At 65.4% G+C, this 21797-nt stretch carries 31 protein-coding genes; 30 read left to right on the top strand and 1 reads right to left on the bottom strand.

Annotated features, from left to right (window positions below; all coding sequences use genetic code 11):
• The first annotated feature begins 7 nt into the window (after window positions 1–7).
• From AQ610_RS35330 to AQ610_RS29040, 30 genes are all read left to right on the top strand, one after another.
• Window positions 8–994: a YdaU family protein gene (locus AQ610_RS35330; protein ID WP_043282916.1), complete on the top strand. Its 987-nt coding sequence runs from the start codon at window positions 8–10 to the stop codon at window positions 992–994.
• On the top strand, window positions 991–1224 hold the full coding sequence (locus tag AQ610_RS29170) for a hypothetical protein (RefSeq protein ID WP_009917271.1): 234 nt from the start codon (window positions 991–993) through the stop codon (window positions 1222–1224). Before AQ610_RS35330 ends, AQ610_RS29170 begins: the two co-directional genes overlap by 4 nt.
• Window positions 1221–1481 (top strand): hypothetical protein, encoded by a 261-nt coding sequence (locus AQ610_RS29165; protein ID WP_006027863.1) that lies wholly within the window; start codon window positions 1221–1223, stop codon window positions 1479–1481. Before AQ610_RS29170 ends, AQ610_RS29165 begins: the two co-directional genes overlap by 4 nt.
• The gene (locus AQ610_RS37085) at window positions 1478–1654 is read left to right on the top strand and encodes a hypothetical protein (RefSeq protein WP_006027862.1); all 177 of its coding nucleotides are present in this window, start codon (window positions 1478–1480) and stop codon (window positions 1652–1654) included. The genes AQ610_RS29165 and AQ610_RS37085 overlap by 4 nt, the downstream gene beginning before the upstream one ends.
• On the top strand, window positions 1651–2121 hold the full coding sequence (locus AQ610_RS29160; RefSeq protein ID WP_006027861.1) for a RusA family crossover junction endodeoxyribonuclease: 471 nt from the start codon (window positions 1651–1653) through the stop codon (window positions 2119–2121). The genes AQ610_RS37085 and AQ610_RS29160 overlap by 4 nt, the downstream gene beginning before the upstream one ends.
• Before the next feature lie 34 nt (window positions 2122–2155).
• Complete coding sequence (locus AQ610_RS29155) at window positions 2156–2335, top strand: RusA family crossover junction endodeoxyribonuclease (protein ID WP_006027860.1); 180 nt, start codon at window positions 2156–2158, stop codon at window positions 2333–2335.
• 9 nt (window positions 2336–2344) lie between these two features.
• A complete protein-coding gene (locus tag AQ610_RS29150; protein WP_006027859.1) occupies window positions 2345–2674 on the top strand; it encodes a hypothetical protein in 330 nt (109 codons plus the stop codon).
• Window positions 2671–3264: a hypothetical protein gene (locus tag AQ610_RS29145; RefSeq protein ID WP_006027858.1), complete on the top strand. Its 594-nt coding sequence runs from the start codon at window positions 2671–2673 to the stop codon at window positions 3262–3264. The genes AQ610_RS29150 and AQ610_RS29145 overlap by 4 nt, the downstream gene beginning before the upstream one ends.
• A gap of 521 nt (window positions 3265–3785) precedes the next feature.
• Entirely contained in the window at window positions 3786–4451 is a 666-nt protein-coding gene (locus AQ610_RS29140) for a putative metallopeptidase (protein WP_006027857.1), read from the top strand.
• A gap of 18 nt (window positions 4452–4469) precedes the next feature.
• Window positions 4470–4949: a DUF2280 domain-containing protein gene (locus tag AQ610_RS29135; RefSeq protein WP_006027856.1), complete on the top strand. Its 480-nt coding sequence runs from the start codon at window positions 4470–4472 to the stop codon at window positions 4947–4949.
• The gene (gene terL / locus AQ610_RS29130; protein ID WP_009917273.1) at window positions 4900–6453 is read left to right on the top strand and encodes a phage terminase large subunit; all 1554 of its coding nucleotides are present in this window, start codon (window positions 4900–4902) and stop codon (window positions 6451–6453) included. The genes AQ610_RS29135 and terL overlap by 50 nt, the downstream gene beginning before the upstream one ends.
• Window positions 6454–6473: 20 nt before the next feature.
• Window positions 6474–7943, top strand: coding sequence for a DUF1073 domain-containing protein (locus tag AQ610_RS29125; protein ID WP_006027854.1), 1470 nt, complete (start codon window positions 6474–6476; stop codon window positions 7941–7943).
• Window positions 7940–8695, top strand: coding sequence for a phage head morphogenesis protein (locus AQ610_RS29120; RefSeq protein WP_006027853.1), 756 nt, complete (start codon window positions 7940–7942; stop codon window positions 8693–8695). The genes AQ610_RS29125 and AQ610_RS29120 overlap by 4 nt, the downstream gene beginning before the upstream one ends.
• Before the next feature lies 1 nt (window position 8696).
• Window positions 8697–8981, top strand: a complete 285-nt coding sequence (locus AQ610_RS29115; RefSeq protein ID WP_006027852.1) for a ubiquitination-like system serine protease family protein — start codon at window positions 8697–8699, stop codon at window positions 8979–8981.
• 273 nt (window positions 8982–9254) lie between these two features.
• The gene (locus tag AQ610_RS29110; RefSeq protein ID WP_231749016.1) at window positions 9255–10619 is read left to right on the top strand and encodes a DUF2213 domain-containing protein; all 1365 of its coding nucleotides are present in this window, start codon (window positions 9255–9257) and stop codon (window positions 10617–10619) included.
• Between the two features lie 9 nt (window positions 10620–10628).
• The gene (locus AQ610_RS29105) at window positions 10629–11135 is read left to right on the top strand and encodes a structural cement protein Gp24 (RefSeq protein ID WP_009917274.1); all 507 of its coding nucleotides are present in this window, start codon (window positions 10629–10631) and stop codon (window positions 11133–11135) included.
• Between the two features lie 69 nt (window positions 11136–11204).
• Window positions 11205–12296, top strand: coding sequence for a DUF2184 domain-containing protein (locus tag AQ610_RS29100; protein WP_009917275.1), 1092 nt, complete (start codon window positions 11205–11207; stop codon window positions 12294–12296).
• A gap of 1 nt (window position 12297) precedes the next feature.
• Entirely contained in the window at window positions 12298–12774 is a 477-nt protein-coding gene (locus tag AQ610_RS29095; protein WP_006027848.1) for an STY1053 family phage-associated protein, read from the top strand.
• Between the two features lie 63 nt (window positions 12775–12837).
• Window positions 12838–13221: a DUF4054 domain-containing protein gene (locus AQ610_RS29090; RefSeq protein ID WP_009917276.1), complete on the top strand. Its 384-nt coding sequence runs from the start codon at window positions 12838–12840 to the stop codon at window positions 13219–13221.
• 28 nt (window positions 13222–13249) lie between these two features.
• Complete coding sequence (locus AQ610_RS29085; RefSeq protein ID WP_006027846.1) at window positions 13250–13729, top strand: hypothetical protein; 480 nt, start codon at window positions 13250–13252, stop codon at window positions 13727–13729.
• Between the two features lie 61 nt (window positions 13730–13790).
• Window positions 13791–14162, top strand: coding sequence for a hypothetical protein (locus tag AQ610_RS29080; protein WP_009917277.1), 372 nt, complete (start codon window positions 13791–13793; stop codon window positions 14160–14162).
• A gap of 4 nt (window positions 14163–14166) precedes the next feature.
• Window positions 14167–14757, top strand: a complete 591-nt coding sequence (locus tag AQ610_RS29075; RefSeq protein ID WP_006027844.1) for a phage neck terminator protein — start codon at window positions 14167–14169, stop codon at window positions 14755–14757.
• A gap of 9 nt (window positions 14758–14766) precedes the next feature.
• Window positions 14767–16242, top strand: a complete 1476-nt coding sequence (locus AQ610_RS29070) for a DUF3383 domain-containing protein (RefSeq protein ID WP_006027843.1) — start codon at window positions 14767–14769, stop codon at window positions 16240–16242.
• A 15-nt stretch (window positions 16243–16257) separates the two neighbouring features.
• Window positions 16258–16698 carry a tail tube family protein gene (locus tag AQ610_RS29065; RefSeq protein ID WP_006027842.1) on the top strand — a complete coding sequence of 147 codons (441 nt, stop codon included), beginning with the start codon at window positions 16258–16260 and terminating at the stop codon, window positions 16696–16698.
• A 2-nt stretch (window positions 16699–16700) separates the two neighbouring features.
• Window positions 16701–17261 (top strand): phage tail assembly chaperone, encoded by a 561-nt coding sequence (locus AQ610_RS29060; protein WP_006027841.1) that lies wholly within the window; start codon window positions 16701–16703, stop codon window positions 17259–17261.
• A gap of 47 nt (window positions 17262–17308) precedes the next feature.
• A complete protein-coding gene (locus AQ610_RS37080; RefSeq protein WP_009917279.1) occupies window positions 17309–17452 on the top strand; it encodes a DUF6889 family protein in 144 nt (47 codons plus the stop codon).
• The gene (locus AQ610_RS29055; RefSeq protein ID WP_006027840.1) at window positions 17445–19571 is read left to right on the top strand and encodes a hypothetical protein; all 2127 of its coding nucleotides are present in this window, start codon (window positions 17445–17447) and stop codon (window positions 19569–19571) included. The genes AQ610_RS37080 and AQ610_RS29055 overlap by 8 nt, the downstream gene beginning before the upstream one ends.
• A complete protein-coding gene (locus tag AQ610_RS29050; RefSeq protein WP_006027839.1) occupies window positions 19568–20143 on the top strand; it encodes a phage baseplate protein in 576 nt (191 codons plus the stop codon). The genes AQ610_RS29055 and AQ610_RS29050 overlap by 4 nt, the downstream gene beginning before the upstream one ends.
• A complete protein-coding gene (locus AQ610_RS29045; protein ID WP_006027838.1) occupies window positions 20143–20460 on the top strand; it encodes a phage baseplate plug family protein in 318 nt (105 codons plus the stop codon). Before AQ610_RS29050 ends, AQ610_RS29045 begins: the two co-directional genes overlap by 1 nt.
• Complete coding sequence (locus AQ610_RS29040) at window positions 20457–21425, top strand: phage protein (RefSeq protein WP_006027837.1); 969 nt, start codon at window positions 20457–20459, stop codon at window positions 21423–21425. Before AQ610_RS29045 ends, AQ610_RS29040 begins: the two co-directional genes overlap by 4 nt.
• On the opposite strand, the gene AQ610_RS29035 is transcribed toward AQ610_RS29040, so the two are convergent.
• Window positions 21422–21793 (bottom strand): hypothetical protein, encoded by a 372-nt coding sequence (locus AQ610_RS29035; RefSeq protein ID WP_006027836.1) that lies wholly within the window; start codon window positions 21791–21793, stop codon window positions 21422–21424. The genes AQ610_RS29040 and AQ610_RS29035 overlap by 4 nt on opposite strands.
• Window positions 21794–21797 lie beyond the last annotated feature (4 nt).

Genomic DNA, 21797 nt, shown 5'->3' with positions numbered 1-21797 from the left:
GATCCTGATGAATTACTACCCCCACCACATCGGCGATTTCCGGTCCGGCACGGTAAACATGAGCCGTGTCGAGCGATGGATCTACCGTGACCTGATCGACGTCTACTACGACACCGAGAAACCCCTCCCGCTGGACCTGGATGCAGTGTGCTACGCCGTGGGCGTAAGCGCCGAGGAAGAGCGCCGCGCCGTGGCGAATCTGTTGCGTTTCAAGTTCACGCAGACGGACGCCGGATACGTTCACGAACGATGCGAAATCGAGATCGCTGCCTACCGTTTGCGCGCCGAAACCGCCCAGGAGAACGGGAAAAAGGGCGGCCGGCCGAAAAAGCGGACGGCTAGCGAGCCGGGTACCAAACAGAACCCAGCTGAAACCCAAGAAAAACCCAGTGGGTTTTCGTCGGGTTCCGATCCGGTTGCCAGCGGCCCCCCAGACATAACCGGTTCTAAAACTAACCAAGAACCAAGAACCAAGAACCAATATGTAAACCATAGCGGCGGCGGCACAGCACAGGCAGTAGCGGACGATGCGCAAAACGCCGCCGCCGCTTTCGTCGAGATCCTGCGCACATCGGGAGTGAGCGTTGCCGCGAGCGACGAGTGCGTCGCCAACTGGCCGCTGCGCGGCGCAACGCGTGAGGACGTGCTGACCGCCGTCGCCACGGCGCGCCAGCGGCGCGCGAAGGACGGCTCGACGCAGCCGATCAACGTCGGCTTCCTCGACCGGATTCTCAGCGACGCCATCGCCGCGCGCTCCTCGAACGCTGGCGGCGCGCCGCGCGTCGCGGGCGACTGGTGGCGCTCGTGGGCCGGCATCGTTGAGCGCGCGCGCCAGCTCGGCCACGAGCAAGGCCCCGACGAGCACGCATTCGAATTCAAGCTGCGCGTGTTCCGCGCTGCGGGCGACGGCCCGTGGTGGGACGACCACAACCGCGCGTTTCGCAACAGCGCTGGCCCAGTCGCGGCTGGCGCACTGCTGGGGGAAGGGCGATGAACACGTTTATGGGGCTAAAAATCGTTGTCGATTCGATCTTCGATGACTGCCCGCGGATGCAGGTGTCGAGTCGGTTCGCCGAACTGATGCCCGAGCAATTCGTGATCGACCTGAACGGCTGGATGCGTGAGTTTTTCGGTACGGAAAACCGGATGGTGTCGGTCGGTGACGAAGCGCTCTTGATGGGCCCGAAAGGATACGAGGTGTTGCTGCGGGAGTGCACGCGATGAACTGCAAAATTGGCGACATGGCCGTGATCACGCGTGGCGAAGCCCGCGACCGCATCGTCGAGGTGAAGGCGCCATACGGCGAGTACCTGCACCTCGGCTTCTGCTGGTACGTCGAAGCGCCCACGCCGATCCCGGGGACGGACGTTGTCACGTTTCGACCGTGCGAGCTCAAGACCGGATGGATTCCCGATGCTTGGCTGCGCCCGATCAGCGGCGTGCCGGTGACCGACGACGTGAGCGACGAGGTGGCGGCATGAAGATCCGAATCTCGAGCGACACATTCTTCGTCGTCCACCGAAAAGGCTTCTTTTTCCGTCTGCGCGGCAAGGGACTCGCTTTCGAAATCGATCGCGGGTGCTACTTCTCCCAGCGCTACGGCCACAGGAAGGTCTACCGGTTCGGCCGGCTCTCGTTGGAGGTGCTTCGGTGACCCAGCAGTCCCTCATCACGCCATCGCCGATCGCGCGCCGCGTCGTGTTCGTCGTGCCCGGCAAGCCTGTCGCGAAGGGCCGACCACGCTTCGCGCGCCACGGAGCGCACGTCCGCACGTTCACGCCCGAGGCGACCGAGCGCTACGAGAACCTCGTGAAGATGGCCGCACGCGCGGCGATGCGCGACACGCAGCCGTACGAGGGCCCGGTGCGCCTGATCGTAAACATCGGCCTGCCGATCCCGGCGAGTTGGTCGCAGAAGCGCCAGGACGCGGCAGCCGCCGGCGCGATCGGCGCGACGAAGAAGCCGGACTGGTCGAACGTTGCGAAATCCATCGAAGACGGCCTGAACGGGATCGTGTACGTCGATGACGCTCAAATCGTCGATGGGTGGGTGTCAAAGCGCTACACCCGCACCCCTGGAGTGCGAGTCGAGGTTATCGAATTGAATTTGCAGCGTGCCTAGGAAGTTGACGCAAACGGTATTCGGAGGTTGTGGAATGAGCATCGAATGGGATAGGGGCGCGGTCAACAACGTTGCCCCGGCGTTGAAGGACGGCATGAACGGGGGCGTGTATGCGGACGACGGCCCGGTCGTCGACCTCTGGATCTCGAAGCGCTACGCGCGCGTGCCCGGCGTGCGCATCGAAGCCATCGAATTGAATTTGCAGCGAGCATAGGAGCGGGCCTTGAAAACGAAAAACGGAAAGCTGACCATCAACGCGGTGCTGAAGACCATGAGGCCGGGCAGCCGGTACACGGCGACCCGTCTCGCCGAGAAGCTGGAGGTGCCGCTGTCGTCGATGCGGCAGCTGCTGGCGACCGACGTCGCGCTCGCGCGGCTCGATTCGAGCAGCACGCGCCGCGGCCGCGAGTACTCGATCGCCGGAACCTGCCGCGCTCCGGACGCGCACGTCGACACGCGGGTCCGGCCGGACTTCACGAGCCACCTCACGGGGTACGGTAGCTGGCTCGGCAGCGTGCAGGCGCTGGCCATGACGACGCGGGGTGCACGATGAGCGACGTCGTCGAGTTCAAGTCGGCGTTCGACGCGGTGCGCTTCGCGCTCTGCTACTCGTCGCAGCAGTACGGCGAGACGATGTTGGCGAAGCGGTTGCGCGGCGAGTCGATCGGCACTGGCATGGGCCTGGTCGGGCTCGACGGTGCCGGGCAGGCCGGCGAGATTCGGCGGCACCTCTGGGATCTTCCCGAGCTGCACCTGTCCGTGATCGTCGCGCGGGCGGCGCCGCACGACCTGCCGTGCTCGTGCGGTGCGGCATGCTGCAGTGGCCGCACACCGAATATTGAATGGCAGGCGGCGATCGGCTGGCTGATACGGGCGTCCGCTGCGTACTGCTCGGGGTTCTCGCACTACCGCGTGCGGCGCGCGATTATCGAGCGTCTGTTCGGGGTGAAGTGCGACCTGGTCGACATCGCACAAGACTGCGAAGCGCACGTGAACACCGTCAGCAAGCAGAACGCCGTGGTGCGGAAGTGGATCGAGGGCGACAAGAAGGCCGGCGAGGCGGGCGTCGAAGGGCTCGCATGGTCCGTGATCGAGCGAAGGTTCAGCGAGCTCGGATTGCTGCAGGAACGATCGACCGCTTGACAATGTGTGTTTGGCACACAATAATCCGCCATATTCGATACACGTCATACGTGCGTCCGAAGCAAAGAAGCCCGCGAAAGCGGGCTTTTTTGTTGCCATGGCGGCGCGCTATACTTGACTCGGCCTCAGCTGCGCCGGCGGGGAAGACGCAGCGAGGTGATCAGCCAGCGCGCCGAAAGGTGCAGACGGGTTTCCGCCGCCCTGCTGGCACCAGATTCGTTGAGCCCGCTGAGCGAAAGCCAGCGGGCTTTTTCGTTACAGCTTGTCGAGTTCGTCTGTCGCGGCCTTCACTGCAGCGGCTATGAGTTTTCCGAGCGCGTCTCCATTTTTCTCAGGTTCGGTCAGCCATGCATTCGGCGAACCCGGTTGAAAGGCCAGCTTGGAGTGCAGCCTTTACGAGTTCGGTCGCTCGATTCTTTGCTTCCATTCCTGCCATAGATTCACTCCCGTAGCGTGAGCCGGCGAACTCCGGCTCGGTAATTCTACGCCGGCTGCATGGCCTTTCCGAGCTCACGAAAAACATGTCTCGTTCGAAGCGAACCGATGTCGCAAAGGTAGCGCACGCGTCTCGGCCTGCGCCGCCCGACATCGTCTTCGGCGATTCGAACTGGACCAGGCGCATCGTGCCTGCCGACGGCGTTGCCGAGTGGGTGAGCGAGACGCTGCTGCGCGCGGGCGCGCCGCTGCACAACCCTGATCACGCGCACCTGATCGACGCCGACGTGGCCTACCTCTGGGCGGCCGTCGAGAACGTACGCCAGATGCGGCGCGTCGTCGGCCAGTGCGAAGAGGTGATGATCCGCGCCGGCGGCTGGCAGCGCGCGCGGCAGGAGCAGCAGCTCTGCGAATGGTTCGGCCGCGTGCCGGCCTTCCTGATCACGCTCGACGCGCATTATGCGCGCGAGTGCAGCGATCTGGAGTGGTGCGCCCTCGTCGAGCACGAGCTGTATCACATCGGCCAGCGCCTCGACGATTACGGCGCGCCGGCATTCACGAAGGACGGCATGCCGAAGCTCGGCATCCGTGGACACGACGTTGAGGAGTTCGTCGGCATCGTCCGGCGCTACGGCGTGGCCGGCGGCGCTGGCGATACGGCAAAGCTGGTCGCTGCGGCGCAGCGCGCGCCGGAGGTCGGTCACGTCGACATCGCGCGCGCCTGCGGCACCTGCATCCTGCGGGCCGCATAACCCGAACGTTTTCCCGCTATGGCAGCACTTCCCGACGCGATCAAGGTGTTCATCGTGCAGTCGCTGGCGTGCTTCGACACGATCTCGCGCACCGCGAAGGCCGTGCGCGAAGAGTTCGGCGTCGAGGTGTCGCCGCAGCAATGCGAGCGCTACGACCCGACGAAGCGGGCGGGACAGACTCTCAGCAAGAAGTACCGCGAGATCTTCGAGCGCACGCGCGAGAAGTTCCTCAACGACACGTCGGGCATCGGCGTGTCGCACCGCGCCGTGCGCCTGCGCGCGCTCGACCGAGCCGTCGCGGAGGCAGAGCGGCGCAACAACTTGCCGCTGATGGCGCAGCTGCTCGAACAGGCTGCGAAGGAATCCGGCGACGCGTTCACGAACAAGCGCCGCCACGAACTCACTGGGGAGAACGGCGGCCCGATCGAGAACAGGACGGTCGTCGTCGATGAAAGCCAGGTCGCAGCCGCCGTCGCCAAGCTCGAAGACGAGTATTGACCCCGCCATCGAGCGGGCCGTCCTGAAGGCGAAGTGCGAGCGGGACCACCTGTTTTTCAGCCGGTACTTCTTCAAGCACCGGCAGGCGATCAAGTTCCGCGTCAACTGGCACCACGTGCTGATCGCCGACACAGTGCAGCGCGTGATCGACGGTACGCTGAAGAACGTCGTCATCAATGTGCCGCCGGGCTCGTCGAAGACCGAGCTGGTCGCGATCAACCTGATCGCGCGCGGCCTCGCGCTGAACCCGCGCGCGCGGTTCCTTCATATCAGCTACTCGGACGACCTGGCTCTGCTGAACAGCGAGACGGCACGCGACATCGTTGCGTCCGGCGAATACCAGGCGCTCTGGCCGCTCGCAATCGCCGACGACGCGAAGTCGAAGAAGCGGTGGAACGTGATGATCGACGGCCGCAAGGCCGGCGGCGTATACGCGGTCTCGCTCGGCGGCCAGATCACCGGCTTCCGTGCCGGGCACATGACCGACGGTTGGCAGGGCGCGATCATCATCGACGACCCGCTGAAGGTCGACGACGCATATAGCAAGACCGCGCGGGACAAGGCGAACCGCAAGCTGTTGTCGACCGTGAAGAGCCGGAAGGCGAATCCGGACACGCCGATCATCGTAATCATGCAGCGGCTCGCCGAGGAAGACCCGACGGGCTTCATCAAGGCCGGCAAACTGCCGGGCGACTGGGAGTTCATCGAGATCCCGGCGCTGATCACCGACGAGTACGTCGCGAAGCTGCCGGCGCACATCCGCGATCGTGTCGAGTGCGACGAGCGGGACGCCGACGGCCGGTACAGCTACTGGCCGTACAAGGAACCGCTGCACGAGCTGTTCGCATCCGAGAAGGCCGACGCGTACGTGTTCAACGGCCAGTACATGCAGCGCCCGTCGCCGCTGGGCGGCGGAATCATCCAGAGCGGCAAGTTCCTGCGCTACGGCGCGCTGCCGCAGCTCCAGTACCGCAAGATCTTCGCGGACACTGCGCAGAAGACCGCTGAGCGGAACGACTACAGCGTGTTCGAGTGCTGGGGCCTTGGGTACGACAACCGTCTGTACCTGATCGATCTGGTGCGCGGGAAGTGGAAGGCGCCCGAGCTGAAGCGCCGCGCGATCGACTTCTGGAACAAGCACGCGGCCATCGGCGCCGACGACCCAGGCGCGCCGGTGCTGCGCCAGATGAAGGTCGAGGACAAGTCCAGCGGCACGGGTCTGATTCAGGATATTCAAGCCGAGGGCGGCATCCCGATCGAGGGCATCGAGCGCGTGAAGGACAAGCTGACGCGCGTCATGGACGTCGTCAGCCATATCGACGCCGGAAACGTCGGCGTCCCGCTGGATGCCCCTTGGGTCAGCGACTTCTTGACCGAGTGCGACTCGTTCACGGCTGACGACACGCACATGCACGACGACCAGATTGACCCGATGGTCGACGCGATCAACGACATGCTGGGAGGCGCGAAAGACCTGTCGGTCTGGGAGCGGCTTGCCGGTTGAGCACGACAGGATTTCCCGGAATGTCGAAACGGAAACAGCAGACCCGGCCGCCGCGCGCGCCGGCGGCGACGCACGCCCATCGCACGGTCGACTCGTTCGCCAACTTCGAAGCGCGGCTCGGATGGGGCGCCGACAACCAGGCGTCGGCGGCGCAGTACACGCTGACGTACCAGAGCCGCAACCGCGTCTGGCTGGAAGCCGCCTATCGCGGATCGTGGATTGTGCGCGCCGCGGTGGACGCGATCCCGGAGGACATGACCCGCAAGGGCATCGAAATGTCCGGCCTCGATCCTACCGACGTGTCGAAGATGGAGACGGCACTGACGCGCAAGGCGATCTGGGATCAGCTCTGCGACACCGGCAAGTGGGCGCAGCTGTACGGCGGCGCGATCGCGGTGATGCTGATCGACGGACAGGACATGTCGCAGCCGCTTCGGCGCGAGACCATAGGGAAAGGCCAGTTCAAGGGCCTGCTCGTGCTCGATCGCTGGATGGTTGCGCCGCCGGTCGGCGAGGTCGTGACCGAGTTCGGTCCCGATCTCGGCATGCCGAAGTTCTACGACGTGCTGCCGACGGCGATCGGCTTGCCCCAGGGACGCATTCACCACTCGCGCGTGCTGCGAATGGACGGCGAAGCGCTGCCGTTCTACCAGCGCATCAGCGAGAACGGTTGGGGCCTGTCGATCCTCGAGCCGATGTGGGACCGGCTGATCGCGTTCGACAGCGCGACGGTCGGCGCCGGCCAGCTCGTCTACAAGGCACATCTGCGCACGCTGAGCGTCGAGAAGCTGCGCGAGATCATCGCGGCCGGCGGTCCGGCGCTCAACGGCCTGCTGAAGCAGGTCGAAATGATTCGGCTGGGGCAGTCGAACGAGGGCATCACCCTCATCGATGCGACCGACAAGTTCGAGACGCACCAGTACACGTTCAGCGGTCTGTCCGACGTCATGCTCCAGTTCGCGATGCAGCTTAGCGGCGCGACCGGAATTCCGCTTGATCGCCTGTTCGGCCAGCAGCCGGCCGGCCTGAGCGACACCGGCGAAGGGTCGCGCCTGCTGTATCACGAGAAGGTGCACACGCGGCAGGAGCGTCGGCTGCGCAACCCGTTGCACAGCCTGCTCGACGTGATGTGCCGGTCGGAGATCGGGCAGCCGTTGCCCGAGGATTTTTCGTACGAGTTCAACCCGCTGCAGGAGATGTCGGCCGCCGAGAAGGCGGAGATCGGCAACAAGACGGTCGACTCGGTGACGAAGGCCGTCGACGCGGACCTGATTCCGCGCAGCCAGGGTATGCGCGAGCTGAAGGCATCGTCGCCCGACACCGGCATGTTCGGCGACATCCCTGACGAAGCGATCGAGCAGGCCGAGCGCGACGAAGAGGGCGAGGATCCGCCGGGAATTGATCCGGTGCTGCCGCTTGGCCAGGCCGCGCCGGGGACGCCCGCGCGGACGAACGATTCTCTTATTCGCAGGCTTTTCCGACGTCGATGATCCTCACCCTCGATCGAAAGCGAGACCGGCGCAAGAACCCCGTCCGGCTGAGCGGCGCCGAGCGGAAGTACGGCAGCCAGTTGCGAAAAATCGCCCATCAGGTCGGCGTGCTGGTGAGCGGCTTTCCGCCCGATGACCCATCGTACGCGCCCACGATCGAGGAACTGCTTCGTCGGTATGCCGAGGCGCTCGCCCCGTGGGCCGAAGCGACCGCGGCGCGCATGATCGCCGACCTGAATCGTCGCGACGAGCAAATGTGGATGAAGCAGGCCGCCGACATGTCGCGCGCGCTTCGCGACGAAATCCGCGGGGCGGCCACCGGCGAGACGATGCGTGCGCTCCTGTCCGAGCAGGTGCGGCTGATCAAGTCGATCCCGCTCGATGCAGCCGAGCGCGTCCACCGGCTCACGCTTGAAGGAATCGTCGACGGCGCGCGCGCCGCGCAGATCTCGAAGGCGATTCAGGAGTCCGGGCAGGTCGCGAAAAGCCGAGCCGACACGATCGCGAGAACCGAGGTCAGTCGCACCGCCGCGACCCTCACCGAGGCGCGTGCGCTTGACGTCGGCAGCCCCGGCTACTTCTGGCGGACGTCCGGCGACTCGGACGTCCGCGAGGACCATCGCGAGCTGGAAGGCAAGTTTTTCACGTGGGACAAGCCGCCGGTCGCGGATAAGCGGTCGGGGGCACGGGCGCACCCGGGCTGCATCTACAACTGCCGATGCTGGGCCGAAGTCGTGCTTCCGAAGGGGTGATATGGCGAAGATGAAGCGGGACAGCAGCGGATCGCTGCTGTTCGAGTGCCCATGCGGTGAGCTGCACGTCGTCTATCCGCACGGTTGCGATTCTCCGAACCCGGCGCGATGGAGCTGGAACGGCAGCGTCGAAACCCCGACGTTGTCGCCGTCGATCCTCGTGTCGTGGCCCGGGCCTGGCGATCGACAGAACGTCTGCCATTCGTTCATCACGGACGGTCGGATCCAGTTCTGCGGCGACTGCACACACGAACTCGCCGGACAGACCGTCGAGATTCCTGAGTGAGTGGACTGAGCATGCCGACACATCGAACGACATTGCGCTTGCGAGTGCGCACCGCATGGTGGTTGCCGCTGTACGTCCGGTCCCTGGCCGTCTGGTGCCGGCTCGCGCGCACCGAACCCGACTACGAGCGAGTCCGCGGCGTCATCGCGCGCGGCGTCCGAACCAGCATCGAAGACTGATATGCGCATTTTCACCACTGACCACGCGTGCACCTGCGGCTCGCACGCGGCGCGCGCTCGCGCGCATACCCGCGACGGCATCACGGCGTCCGGCGTGTACGCGACCGAGCAGCTCGGCGAGCGGCAGTCGATCACGCCTGAAGGCTTCTTGCTCTGCGAGGCCGTGCCGATCGCGCGCGTCGGCGCGCAGGACTACGCCTACTTCGAGCTGCCGGAGATCGAGGCGAAGGACGGCGTCATCGTCGCCGAACGCACGGCCGACGTGCTGTTCAGCCCCGAGACGCTCGCCAGCTTCGAAGGCAAGCCGATCACGATCGACCATCCGCCGGATTTCGTGACGCCGGCGAACTACATGTCGGTGGCGCGCGGCACGGTCCGCAACGTGCGGCAAGGCGAAGGCGACCAGGCCGAGCTGATGCTCGCCGACCTGCTGATCACTGACGCCGAGGCGATCCGCCGTGTCCAGAGCAAGGGTGCGGACGCGCTCACGCAGGTCAGCAACGGCTACGACGCCGATTACGAACAGATTGCGCCTGGGCGGGCGCGACAGGTGGTGATCGTGGGCAACCACGTCGCCCTCGTGAAAAGCGCCCGCTGTGGCCCCGTGTGTTCGATCGGGGATAGCAGTTCCAACCTACTCCCGACAGGAGATGCAAGCATGGCAACCAAGAAAGGCTCCAAGTTCGTCGACGCGTTGCGCAAGGCGTTCATGACGCGCGATTCCGAAGCGTTCGAGAAGGTCGCGAGCGAGATGACCGGCGACGAAGGCGGCGAGGGTGGCGACGGCCAACCCCAGATCCACATCCACATGCCCGGCACCGGCGCCGATCCGAAGGCGGGTGTCTCCACGACGGGCGACGAAGGCACGGGCGGTGGTGAAGGCGATCCGCTCAAGCAGGTGCTCGACGCGATCCAAGCCACCAACGGGAAGATCGACGCACTCGCCGATCGCGTGACGAAGCTCGAAGGCGGCGGCACGACGCCGACCAGTGATGATGACCTCGACGACGATCTGGACGGCACCGGCACGATGGACAACGGCGGTGCCGGCGAAGGCGACGACAAGTCCGGTGCGCGTACCGGCGACAGCGCCGCGCTGCGCGACCAGTTTCAGGACGCGCTCTCGCGCGCCGAGATCCTCGCGCCCGGCGTGCGGCTGCCGACGTTCGATGCGAAGGCGGTCCGCAAGAAGACGGTCGACGCCATGTGTGTGCTGCGCCGCCGCGCGCTGCGCGCCGCGCTGGACAACGAGAACGCCGAACTGGTCAAGTCGGTGGTCGGCGGCGCGAACGTGGCCAGCATGACTTGCGATTCCGTCGCGGCGTTCTTCAACGCAGCGTCGGAGGTCGTGCGCAGCAAGAACTCCGGCGTCACGCTGCGCCGGACGAACGATTCCACTCAGACCGAGCGGAAGGATATCAACCAAATCCATGCGGATTTCTGGAAGAACCGCAAGTAAGGAGCCGACATGCCCTCGTATCAAGCCTATCAGTACCGCATGCCGGCGGGCTTTGCCGGCGATCTCCAGCGCGCCGAAGTCGCCACGATCGAGACGCAGCTGATCGATCCGGCTGCACCGCCGACGGCGTTCGGCGTGCCGGTGAAGATGGTGAACGGCAAGATTCAGCCGATCAACAACGCGGCCGACACCGCGGCGCTCGTCTACGGAGTGAACTTGCGCGCGTATCCGATTCAGGGTAACGGCACCGATCCGCTCGGGACTTCGACGCCGCCGACGAGCGGCCCGACCGACATCCTGAAGCGTGGCTACTTCAACGCCGCGCTGGGCGGCACCGCGCCGGCCACGAAGAACGGTACGGTGTACGTGCGCGTCGCGGCAGCGGCCGCCGGCAAGCCGCTCGGTGGTTTCGAAGCGGCAGTCGACGGCACGAACACCGTCGCGATGCCGGCGAACTGGTACTTCACCGGCCCGGCCGACGCATACGGCATCGTCGAAATCGCCGTCAACATCTGATCCGGCGCTGAACAGCGCTTCACCCGAAGCCCCGCAATCGCGGGGCTTTTGCATTTCTGGAGCCATTACATGGACATGTCCGAACTGAAGCACCTGCGCCGGGCCGGGGCCTCGATCCCGATGTCGGCGGCCGTCGCGGACGCGACGCGCCGGCTGATCCGCGCGCGTACGCAGGACCAGCAGTACACGTACGATCGCCAGACGATCGACTCGACCGGCGCATTCCTCGTCGGCCAGCTCGAACGCCTCGATCAGACGCTGAACGAGCCGCTCGTCGAGTACACCTGGTCGCGCGACATCTACATCCGCAGCGACGTGTCGGCGGCCGACGAAGTCGCGTCGTTCACGAACTCGGCGTTCGGCATGAGCGGCGGCATCAACCCGAACGGCCTGAACTGGATCTCGAACGAGGGCAATGCGCTCGCGGGCCCGTCGGTCGACATCGGCAAGACCGCACAGCCGATGCTGCTCTGGGGTGCCGAGGTCAAGTACACGGTGCCCGAGCTCGTGAAGTCGCAGGCGCTCGGCATGCCCATCGACTCGCAGAAGGTCGAGGCGATGAACATGAAGCGCAACATGGACCTCGACCAGATCGTCTACTACGGCGATCCGCAGATGAGCTTCACCGGCCTGGTGAACTCGATCGGCGCCGTCGGGAGCGTTTCGAACGTCGCGAACGGCGCGGCCGGCACGCCGCAGTGGAACACGAAGACGCCGGACGAAATCCTGAAGGACGTCAACGAGATCCTGACGTCGGCATGGCAAGCGTCCGGCTGGAAGGTGAAGCCGAACCGCCTGATGCTGCCGCCGGCCACGCTCGGCGGCATCGCGTCGCGCCTCATCAGCACGGCCGGCAGCAAGTCGATCCTGACATACCTGCTCGAGAACAATATCTGCACGCAGCAGGGCACGCCGCTCGAAATCCTCGAGCTGAAGTGGCTGATCGGCGCCGGCGCCGGCGGCACGCAGGGCCAGCTCAACACCGTGGACCGGATGGTCGCGTACAACAGCGACAAGAAGTACGTTCAGTTCCCGATGACGGACCTGCAGCGCACGCCGCTCGAGTACCGCTCGCTGTTCCAGATTACGACCTACTGGTCGCGTATCGGCCGCGTCGAATGGCGCTATGGCACGACGGCTGCTTACCGGGACGGGATCTGAAATGGCGAAGATGGTGAAGATCAACGTTCTGACGGCGTTCACGATCCGGCTGCTCCACGAGGGCGAGGAGGTCGTCCGCCGCGTCGAGGCCGGCGTGCAGGAGGTCGAGCATTTCATCGCCGACCACTGGTACGCGAAGGCGCACACGGGTCCGCTGCCGGAGAAATCCGCCGATTCGGATGGCTCGCAAGGGGGCACGCCGGATCAGGCTGACACGCTGGCCGCGACGAAGGCCGATCTCCAAGCCGAGTCGGACCGCCTCGACAAGTTGCGGGTCGAGCTCGACACGTTCAGCAAGGGGCTGGACGAACGTGCGGCGGCACTCGACACGCGCGAAGCTGCGGTCGCGGCGGGCGAGCAGGATCTCGCCGCGCGGGTCGCCGCGTTCGAGGCAGCGCAGAAGGACGCCGCGGCGGCGGCAAAGGATGGCACGGCCGACGGCGCAACCCAGAAGGCCGGCAGCGGGAAGAAGGCATAATGGCCTCCCGGCGCTGCACCATGCAGGCGCGCGCCGGGCATCCGCATTTTTGCAAGGTGACACGTGGACATCGCCCAGTTCCGACAGTCGTTTCCCGAGTTCGACGATACAACGACGTACCCCGACCCTCTCGTCCAGTTCTGGATGACCGTCGCGGTGTCGCTCGTCAACGCTGACCGGTGGCGCGAGCTGACGGATCTGGGTGTCGCGCTGGTCACCGCGCACCATCTCGCGCTCGCGCTGAAGGACCAGAAGACGGCCGCCGTCGGCGGCGTGCCCGGGCAGGTGACCGGGCCGCAGTCGTCGAAGGCCGTCGACAAGGTGAGCGCGAGCTACGACACCGCGGCTGTCGCCATAAAGGACGGCGGCTTCTGGAACGCCACGATGTACGGCGTTCGCTATCTCAGCCTCGCGCAGATGATGGGCTCGGGCGGTATTCAGCTGTAACGCTGTCGCCGCCCGTCGGGAGAATCCCATGGACGGCATGAAAATCGACCGCCTCGATGAGGTGCTGAAGTCGATCAGCGGGCTCGTGCAGAAGGAGGTGCTCGTCGGCGTGCCCGACAGCACCGCCGGCCGGAAGGACGAGGGCGAGCCGCTCAGCAACGCCGAGATCGGCTACATCATGGAAAACGGCTCGCCGGCGAACAACATCCCGGCGCGCCCGCACCTGGTGCCCGGCGTGCAGGATGCCCGGCCGACGTTCGAGCCGCAGCTGCTGAAGGGCGTCGAAGCGGCGCTCGACGGCGATCTCGAACAGGTCGAGCGCCGGCTGAAGCTGGCCGGTCTCGCCGGGCAAAACGGCGTGCGCGCGAAGATCAACGGCAACATCGCTCCCGAACTGGCCGATTCGACGCTGGCCGCGCGCCGGCGCCGCGGCGTCACGCGGGAGAACACGCTGGTCGACACCGGCCAGTATCGCAACGCGATCACGTACGTGGTCCGCAAGAAATAGTTTCCAGTCTCCCCGATCCAAGGGCCGCCGTGTGCGGCCTTTTTTCGTTGGTGCGCTCGCTATGGCCTTCCTCGACGTAACCGAGGTCCTGCTCGACCCGGATTTCATGGACACCGGCCTGATCTGCAATCGCATGACGCAGACGGTCGACAGCCACGGCCGCGCGCAGAACGCCGCGGCATCGACGCCGTTCGCCGCCGTCGTAACGAGCGACAAGGGCGACATCCTGCATCGGAACGCGGACGGCAGCCGAATCATCGGCTCGATCACCCTGCACACGATATTCCGGCTGACCGACGGCAGCGCCGGCCACGACGCCGACGAAGTCGTGTGGGCGGGCCGCACCTACACCGTCGTCAACGTGAACGACTACTCGCACTTCGGCCGCGGCTTCGTCTGCGCGACGTGTGACCTGAAACCCCTCTCGGGATGACCTCATGAACGACAGCTCGACCGGCGGTTACCTGGCACCAGCCGTCGATGCGCCGCCGGCCGAGGACGATGAACTCGACGATCTGGTCCATGACCTCATCGCGGGCATCACGGCATTGCCTCCTGACCTTGTGCGGCCGCGCTGGCAGTCCACCGTACCGAAGCAGCCCGAGCCGTCCGTGAACTGGTGTGCGTTCGGCCTGCAGGAGCAAGAGCCGGACGCCGGCCCGGTGATCCAGCACGACGGCACCGGCGACGGCCACGACACGTATATCCGACATCAGGACATCGATGTGATGTGCACGTTCTACGGGCCGCTCGCGAAGGGATATGCGCAGCGGCTCGCCGACGGCCTCGCGATTCCGCAGAACCGCGAGCAGTTGCAGCTGCAGGAGATGGCGTTCGTCGGCGTCGGCGCGATTCGCGCGGCGCCGGACCTGGTCAACCAGCAGTGGGTGCGCCGGTACGACATGACGGTAACGCTGCGCCGCAAGATCACCCGGACCTACGCGGTCCTCAACCTCAAATCGGCCACCGTGGCGACGACGACTGACGCGTCGACGCCGGTGGTCGGCGTTTCGAACATCCACTCGTAGGGGACCAGCATGTCCAACGGATTGCCGGTATCGCGTCTGATCAACGTGACGATCAACCTCGCCGCTCTCGCGGCGCAGGGCGCGAACATGAACACAGGGCTGATTCTCGGCCCGTCGGCCGTGATCGACACCAACGAGCGTGCGCGCTCGTACGGCAGTATCAATGATGTGACGGCCGACTTCGGCACGAACACGCCCGAGTACTTCGCGGCCGCGTTGTACTTTAACCAGGTGCCGCAACCGCAGCAGCTGATGATCGGTCGCTGGGCGAAGACCGCGACGTCCGGTTCGTTGCGCGGCGGCGTGTTGTCGACCGCGCAGCAGGACATGACGGTCTGGAAAGCCGTGACAGCGGGCGCGTTCAACATCACCATCGACGGTACCGCGAAGACGGTCACGGCACTCGATTTTTCCGCGCAGACGAACCTGAATGGCGTCGCGACGGTGATCAACGCGAAGTTGACCGGTGCGACGATCGCGTGGAACGGATCGCAGTTCGTGATTACGTCGGGCACGTCCGGTACCAGCTCGACCGTCGGGTATGCGACTGCGCCCGGGAGTGGCACGGACGTCTCGTCCATGCTCGGCCTGACCAGCAGTCTCGCCGGCACGCCGGCAGCCGGCATCGCGCCCGAGCAACCGGTCGATGCAGCTGCGGTGTTCATCGACCGATTCGCCAATCAGTTCCTCGGCCTCGACTTCGCCGATGCATCGATCACGGATGCGCAGCACATCGCGGTCGCGAACCTCATCGAGGCGGACCAGCGTCACCTCTACGGCATCACGACGCAGAACCCGCAGGTGCTCGACTCGACCGTGTCGACCGACATCGCGAGCAAGCTGAAAGCGCTGAACCTGAAGTACACCATCCTGCAGTACTCCAGCTCGTCGCCGTACGCGGTGTCGTCGCTGCTCGGCCGGCTGCTGACGGTGAACTTCAACGGCAACAACACGACGATCACGCTGATGTTCAAGCAGGAGCCGAGCGTGGCGGCCGAGCAGCTGACCAGCACGCAGGCGAACGCGCTGCAGGCGAAGAACTGCAACGTGTTCGTGAACTACAGCAACGACACGTCGATCATCCAGTACGGCGTGACGCCGAGCGGACTGTTTGCCGACTCGGTCTACAACGCGATCTGGTTCCGCAACCGTATCGAGACGGACGTCTACAACCTGCTGTACCAGAGCCCGACGAAGATCCCGCAGACCGACGGCGGCAACGCCACGATCGCGGCGACTATCTCGGCTGCGTGCGAGGCCGCGGTGAACAACGGCTATCTCGCTCCGGGCGTGTGGAACTCGGCGGGCTTCGGCGCGCTGAATCAGGGCGACACGTTGGCAAAGGGCTACTACGTCTACGCACCGCCGATCGCGACGCAGTCGCAGGCCGACCGCGAGGCGCGCAAGTCCGTCACGTTCCAGGTCGCGGCGAAGGAAGCCGGGGCGATCCACAGCGTCGACATCCTCGTCAACGTCAACCGCTAACAGGGGCATCTCAACATGACGACTTACAGCTTTCAGGACGTCGCGGCGACGCTCGTGGGCCCGGGCGGCGCGTTCTCGCTCGGCTACGGCGAAGCGACCGCCGAAGAGGGCATCACGATCGTGCGCGCCGGCGACAAGAACACGATGACGATCGGCTCGGACGGTGAAGGCATGCACAGCCTGCATGCCGACAAGTCCGGCCAGGTCACGCTGCGATACCTGAAGACCGCGCCGATCAACGCGAAGTTGATGGCGCTGTACGACGCGCAGTCGCTCGACAGCCGCCTGTGGGGCAAGAACCTGATCGAGGTTCGGCAGACGGCTGCCGGCGACGTGACGACCGCGCGCAGCTGCGCGTTCAAGAAGGCGCCGGACCTGAAGTACGCGAAGGACGGTGACATCGTCGAATGGGTCTTCGACTCGATCAAGATCGACAACATCCTCGGGACGTACTGAACATGACGACCGAAGTGCAACTCAATGGCGTGCGATACGCGGTCGGCAAGCTGAGCGCGATGCAGCAGTTCCACGTTTCGCGGCGCATCGCGCCGATCATCCCCCCGATGATCCCGGTGCTGATGAAGTTTTACGCCGAGCTCGAGCAAGCTGACGTCGCACGCGATCAGGCACGCGCGAACGCAGCGCTCGCGGCGCTTGAAGGCGCCGGTGACACCGAGGCGCCGGACGACGACTCGCCGGCCCCTGAGGCCGACCGCTCGCGCGAGCTGCTCTCGATGGTCGACGCGATCGCCCCGGTGCTGCAGCCATTCGCCGATGCGCTGGCCGGTTTGAAGGACGAGGACGCCGAGTATGTCTTCGGCACGTGCCTGTCCGTTGTCGAACGCTGGCAGGGGCCGGGCTGGGCGAAGGTCTGGAACACCATTCACAAGACGTCGATGTTCGACGACATCGGCATCGACGTGATGCTGCCGCTCGTCGTGCGCGTCGTGGTGGCGAACCTTGGCCCTTTTATCAGCGGGCTGCTTACCAGCCAAGCGAGCAGCCCGGCGGCGACGTAGGCTGGATCCGCACGCTGCCCGGCGGCGAGGACTGGCTGCTCGCGCCGGTGCACGCCCAGATGTGTCGGTACGAGTCGCTGCTCGACGGAACGCTCGGCCTGGCCGACGTCGCGCTCATGAACGATTCCCTTGCCGTCCGGGCGGACAACGAAGCGGCGTACCGCCGCAAGATGGAAAGAGAAAATGGCTGATTCGGTCGTCATCCGCGAGTTCCTGGTCGCGCTCGGCTTCAAGGTCGACGAGAAGGGCCTGAAGAACTTCAAGGAAGGCGTCGAAGGCACGACGAAGGGCGTCAAGCTGCTGATCGCCACGGTGTCCGGCGCGGCGCTCACGGTGGGCGCGGGCGTCGCGGCATTCGCGTCGAAGCTCGAGCGCCTGTACTTCGTGTCGCAACGGACCGGCGCGTCGGCGACCAACCTGCGAGGCTTCGAGTTCGCGGCACGGAACATGGGCATCTCGACAGAAGCGGCCACTGGGACGATCGAGAACCTCGCGCGCTTCCTGCGCAACAACCCGGCTGGGGAGGGCTACCTCGCGACGCTGGGCGTGCAGACGCGCAATGCGAACGGTGAGCTGCGCGACACGGTCGACATCATGTCCGACCTGGGGAAGTCACTGGCGAATAAGCCGACGTGGCTTGCCAGCCAGTACGGCAACATTCTCGGCATCGATGAGAACCTGATGCTCGCGATGCGCAATGGGGACTTCGAGAAGCTCCTGGCGCAGTACCGCGAGATGTCGAGGTCGACCGGCCTGGACAAGGCGGCTGACGACTCGCATCGCTTCATGACGCAGTTGCGCGGCATCGGCACGTCGTTCGAAAATCTCGGCATCCGAGTCGAAGGCGCGATGCTGGGAAAGGTCGGGCCCAGCCTCGATCGGTTCCAGCGCTGGATGGACGAGCACGGCGACGAGGTCGCGAACAGAATTGCCGACATTGCGAGTGCCATTCTGAAAGTGGCAGAAGCGGCGGGACCGCCGCTCGCGAAGCTGGTAGACCTGTTCATCGAACTCGACCACTCGACGGACGGCTGGTCGACGAAGATCCTGCTGCTCGGGGTGGCACTGAAGGCGCTGGGCGTATTCAAAATCGCCGGCGGTATCTGGAGGATCGTGGGAGCGCTGCGCGCGGGCGGTGCGGCGGCAAGCGGCGCAACGGGCCTGCTTTCGGCGATGGGAGTCGAGCTTGCCGCGCTCGCATCGAGCGCGGCCGCCGTGGGTGCCGCATTCCTTGGCTGGAAAATCGGTGACGGGGTGCGCGACCAAATCGATGGCCTGATCACGAAGCTGTCGGGCGGCCGCTTCCGCTCGTTGTGGGACATCCTGACGCTGAAGGATCGCCGCGGGCTCGACGCTACCGGCGGATACACACAGGCCGAAATCGACAGTGTGAAGGACGGCGGCGGCGCGAAACTGACGCCGCCGCGCACCGAGCAGCCACGAGCCGCTACACCGCCTTTGGCTGCACCGGAACCGACTCTGGCGCAAGGTGCCGAAAGGCCGTCGACACCGGGGCCGCAGCCTTCCGGCACACAGAGGCCATCACCGCAAGTCGTTCCGGCGCCGGTGTTGGCGCCGCGGATCGAGCGTGTTTCGGCTTCCGACGACGGTGGTCTTGCCGGCCGTCTCGGACAGCTTGCGGATACGGCGTTCGGGAAGCTGATCGCACGCGGCGAAGGCGATTACAACAGCGTGAACCGCGGCGCGCGAGGCGGCTACCGAGCCGGCACCGAGAACCTCGAAGGCATGACGTTGGCTCAGGTCATGGCCGCGCAGCGAGCGGGGCAGTTCAACGCGGCGGGCCGCTACCAGATCATCGGTAGCACCCTGGCCGAGGCCGCGCGCGGGTTGAAGCTGAAAGGCGATGAGATGTTCGACCGCCGGCTCCAGGACCGGATCTTCGAGCAGTACCTGGTGCGCAACAAGCGGCGCGCCATCGCCGATTACGTCGAAGGGCGCAGTGACGATCTGCGCGGTGCGCTGCGCGCGGCGTCGCGCGAGTGGGCGAGCGTGGCGGATCCGGAAACCGGTCGCAGCTACTACGCCGGCAAGGGCAACAACCGCGCGAGCATCACGGCTGCCGAGATGGCTGCGGCACTGCGCAACACCCGAGCGACTTACCAGCCCCCGGCCACGCTGGCAGCGCAGTCGGCTGCGCGCGGCGGTGCTGCGAAGGTCGAGCTGCATCAGTCCACGCAGATCCATGTAACCGGCGCCAGCGATCCGAGTGTGGCCGGCCGTGCGGTCGAGCGCGAGCAGCGCGCGGTGAATGCCGACATGGTTCGCAATCTGCAGGGGGTGATCGCATGATCCTCGACATGATCATGATCTCGCCGAAGAAGATCGGCAGCATTGCGGTGCAGGTCGCGATCGAAGAGGTCTACAACGACGAGTTGACCATCACGGAGCATCCGGTCGAGCAGGGGGCGCAGATCACCGATCACGCCTTCAAACGTCAGCCGGATGTCGTGATGCGGTGCGGTTGGAGCAATGCCGATTACGAGGCGCTGCTCGGCACCGCGGAAGCGACTTTCGATGGTGGCGGCTTGCCGTCGGCGCAGTACGTGAACGCGATCTACTCGCAGCTGCTCGCGCTGCAGCAGGCCCGCACACCGTTCGACGTGACGACGAGCCGTCGCTTCTACCAGAACATGCTTCTGCAGGGGCTACGGCTCACAACGGACCCGAAGACGTCGAGCGCGCTGATCTTGACCGCGACGCTCAAGCAGATCCGGATCGTCTCGACGCAGGTCACGAAGCTGCCGCCGAAAGAGAACCAGGCCGATCCGGCGTCGACAGCCGAGACGGCCAACGGCGGTACCAAGGCAGCGATGCCTGCGACGCCCGCGCCCGGCGGCGCAGTGCCACCGGGGAGTATGTGATGCCGAGCTACTTCGAAATTCCGTTTTCGCCGCGTCCCGAGCGGTTCACGGTAACGCTGAGCGGGACCGACTACCGCCTGACGGTGCAGTACCGGAAGGCCGGCGGCGCGGGGTGGGTGCTCGACATCGCGGACGCGTCGGACAATCCGCTGGTGTCCGGCATCCCGCTGGTGACCGGTATCGATCTGCTCGGCCAGTACAAGCATCTGGGCTTTCAGGGGCGCCTGTGGGTGCAGGGAGCTGAGAATCCGGACGACGTACCGACGTATGAGGATCTCGGCATCGGGTCGCACGTTTTCTGGGTGACGGACCAATGAGCGTTCTGCAGTTCGGCCGCAAGGTATCGTTGATCATCGGCTTCGACAGCGGCGAGGCTCTCGACCTGTCCGAGCTGCGGATCGTGTTCCGCGTGCAGCGGGGCGACCTGCAAACGCCGAACTCGGCGCGTATCCGGGTCTACAACGTCTCCGCGACGACGGCACGCCGGGCGCAGAAGGAGTTCACCCGCGTGGTGCTGCAGGCGGGCTACGAAGGAAACTACGGGATTATCTTCGACGGCCAGATAAAGCAGGTGCGGCGTGGGCGCGAGACTCAGACCGACACGTTCCTCGACATCACGGCGGCGGACGGCGACTCGGCGTACAACTTCGCCGTGGTGAACACGACACTGGCGGCCGGCTCGGTCGCGAGCGATCACGTTTCGGTCGCAACGGCGGCCATGAATCCGTACGGCGTGTCGCTCGGATATATGCCGCCGGTGTCGGCGAACCCGCTGCCTCGCGGTAAGGTTATGTTCGGGATGGCGCGCGACTTCCTCCGCGGGATCGCGAAAACGACCCAGACGGTCTGGAGCATTCAGGACGGGAAGGTGGTACTGGTGCCGGAGACAGCCTACATGCCCGGCGAAATACCGAAGATCACGTCGGAGACCGGCATGGTCGGACTGCCGCAGCAGACGGCGAACGGCATCGAGGTGAAGATGCTGCTGAATCCGAGCGTGAAGATTGGCCGCCTGATCTGGCTCGACAACGCGAGCATCCAGCAATACGAGTACAGCCTCAACGTCGGCCAGCAGGCCGAGAACGAGCGAATCGAGATGCAGGCGAAGCTGCAGGACGACGGCTTCTACTACGTGATGCTCGCGGAGGTAAGCGGCGATACGCGCGGCGAAGAGTGGTACACGAGCGTGATCTGCCTCGCGGCGGACGTCACGGTCCTGCCCGACTCGTTCAAGGATAAGGCGGCGGTGCCGTCCGCGGACGTGATCAAGAGGTTCGGCTAGCGGCCGTACGTCGGCAGCGCCTTGATGGTCATCGTCGTGCCGTCGCCGTTGCGCTTCACGTCTGCGCGCGCGAGCACGTTGAGCGGCATCGACTTCGGTGGCATCTTCGGAACGATGATCACGGCGTCGCCGTCGATCGTCTCGCCCCAGCAGCCGATGTCCCAGACGCCGCGGTAGGACTCGTAGCGCCGCATGTTCTTCGCGTTTGCAAGCGGAAGGTCGCACTTCTTCGCCGTGTACAGGATGGTCGGGAATTCGTTTTCGACAGTCGCGCCGACTTTCATGCCGGCGAACGGGTAGACGTAGGCGTCGGCAGCGACGGCGGCGAGCGGCGCGAGCAGCGCGGCGGTCAACAGCAGTTTCTTCATTTTT

Origin of the sequence: Burkholderia humptydooensis (assembly GCF_001513745.1) — a bacterium.
Taxonomy (GTDB): Bacteria; Pseudomonadota; Gammaproteobacteria; order Burkholderiales; family Burkholderiaceae; genus Burkholderia; species Burkholderia humptydooensis.
The sequence above is the reverse complement of the archived record's forward strand: the minus strand, read 5'-3'. Positions and strand labels throughout refer to the sequence as shown.

Excerpts from the sequence above, each read along its gene's own strand:
- AQ610_RS35330 (WP_043282916.1), top strand. The coding sequence starts at position 8 with ATGAATTACTACCCCCACCACATCGGCGATTTCCGGTCCGGCACGGTA.
- AQ610_RS29170 (WP_009917271.1), top strand. The coding sequence starts at position 991 with ATGAACACGTTTATGGGGCTAAAAATCGTTGTCGATTCGATCTTCGAT.
- AQ610_RS29165 (WP_006027863.1), top strand. The coding sequence starts at position 1,221 with ATGAACTGCAAAATTGGCGACATGGCCGTGATCACGCGTGGCGAAGCC.
- AQ610_RS37085 (WP_006027862.1), top strand. The coding sequence starts at position 1,478 with ATGAAGATCCGAATCTCGAGCGACACATTCTTCGTCGTCCACCGAAAA.
- AQ610_RS29155 (WP_006027860.1), top strand. The coding sequence starts at position 2,156 with ATGAGCATCGAATGGGATAGGGGCGCGGTCAACAACGTTGCCCCGGCG.
- AQ610_RS29145 (WP_006027858.1), top strand. The coding sequence starts at position 2,671 with ATGAGCGACGTCGTCGAGTTCAAGTCGGCGTTCGACGCGGTGCGCTTC.
- AQ610_RS29140 (WP_006027857.1), top strand. The coding sequence starts at position 3,786 with ATGTCTCGTTCGAAGCGAACCGATGTCGCAAAGGTAGCGCACGCGTCT.
- AQ610_RS29135 (WP_006027856.1), top strand. The coding sequence starts at position 4,470 with ATGGCAGCACTTCCCGACGCGATCAAGGTGTTCATCGTGCAGTCGCTG.
- terL (WP_009917273.1), top strand. The coding sequence starts at position 4,900 with ATGAAAGCCAGGTCGCAGCCGCCGTCGCCAAGCTCGAAGACGAGTATT.
- AQ610_RS29125 (WP_006027854.1), top strand. The coding sequence starts at position 6,474 with ATGTCGAAACGGAAACAGCAGACCCGGCCGCCGCGCGCGCCGGCGGCG.
- AQ610_RS29120 (WP_006027853.1), top strand. The coding sequence starts at position 7,940 with ATGATCCTCACCCTCGATCGAAAGCGAGACCGGCGCAAGAACCCCGTC.
- AQ610_RS29115 (WP_006027852.1), top strand. The coding sequence starts at position 8,697 with ATGGCGAAGATGAAGCGGGACAGCAGCGGATCGCTGCTGTTCGAGTGC.
- AQ610_RS29105 (WP_009917274.1), top strand. The coding sequence starts at position 10,629 with ATGCCCTCGTATCAAGCCTATCAGTACCGCATGCCGGCGGGCTTTGCC.
- AQ610_RS29100 (WP_009917275.1), top strand. The coding sequence starts at position 11,205 with ATGGACATGTCCGAACTGAAGCACCTGCGCCGGGCCGGGGCCTCGATC.
- AQ610_RS29095 (WP_006027848.1), top strand. The coding sequence starts at position 12,298 with ATGGCGAAGATGGTGAAGATCAACGTTCTGACGGCGTTCACGATCCGG.
- AQ610_RS29085 (WP_006027846.1), top strand. The coding sequence starts at position 13,250 with ATGGACGGCATGAAAATCGACCGCCTCGATGAGGTGCTGAAGTCGATC.
- AQ610_RS29080 (WP_009917277.1), top strand. The coding sequence starts at position 13,791 with ATGGCCTTCCTCGACGTAACCGAGGTCCTGCTCGACCCGGATTTCATG.
- AQ610_RS29075 (WP_006027844.1), top strand. The coding sequence starts at position 14,167 with ATGAACGACAGCTCGACCGGCGGTTACCTGGCACCAGCCGTCGATGCG.
- AQ610_RS29070 (WP_006027843.1), top strand. The coding sequence starts at position 14,767 with ATGTCCAACGGATTGCCGGTATCGCGTCTGATCAACGTGACGATCAAC.
- AQ610_RS29065 (WP_006027842.1), top strand. The coding sequence starts at position 16,258 with ATGACGACTTACAGCTTTCAGGACGTCGCGGCGACGCTCGTGGGCCCG.
- AQ610_RS29060 (WP_006027841.1), top strand. The coding sequence starts at position 16,701 with ATGACGACCGAAGTGCAACTCAATGGCGTGCGATACGCGGTCGGCAAG.
- AQ610_RS29055 (WP_006027840.1), top strand. The coding sequence starts at position 17,445 with ATGGCTGATTCGGTCGTCATCCGCGAGTTCCTGGTCGCGCTCGGCTTC.
- AQ610_RS29050 (WP_006027839.1), top strand. The coding sequence starts at position 19,568 with ATGATCCTCGACATGATCATGATCTCGCCGAAGAAGATCGGCAGCATT.
- AQ610_RS29045 (WP_006027838.1), top strand. The coding sequence starts at position 20,143 with ATGCCGAGCTACTTCGAAATTCCGTTTTCGCCGCGTCCCGAGCGGTTC.
- AQ610_RS29040 (WP_006027837.1), top strand. The coding sequence starts at position 20,457 with ATGAGCGTTCTGCAGTTCGGCCGCAAGGTATCGTTGATCATCGGCTTC.
- AQ610_RS29035 (WP_006027836.1), bottom strand. The coding sequence starts at position 21,793 with ATGAAGAAACTGCTGTTGACCGCCGCGCTGCTCGCGCCGCTCGCCGCC.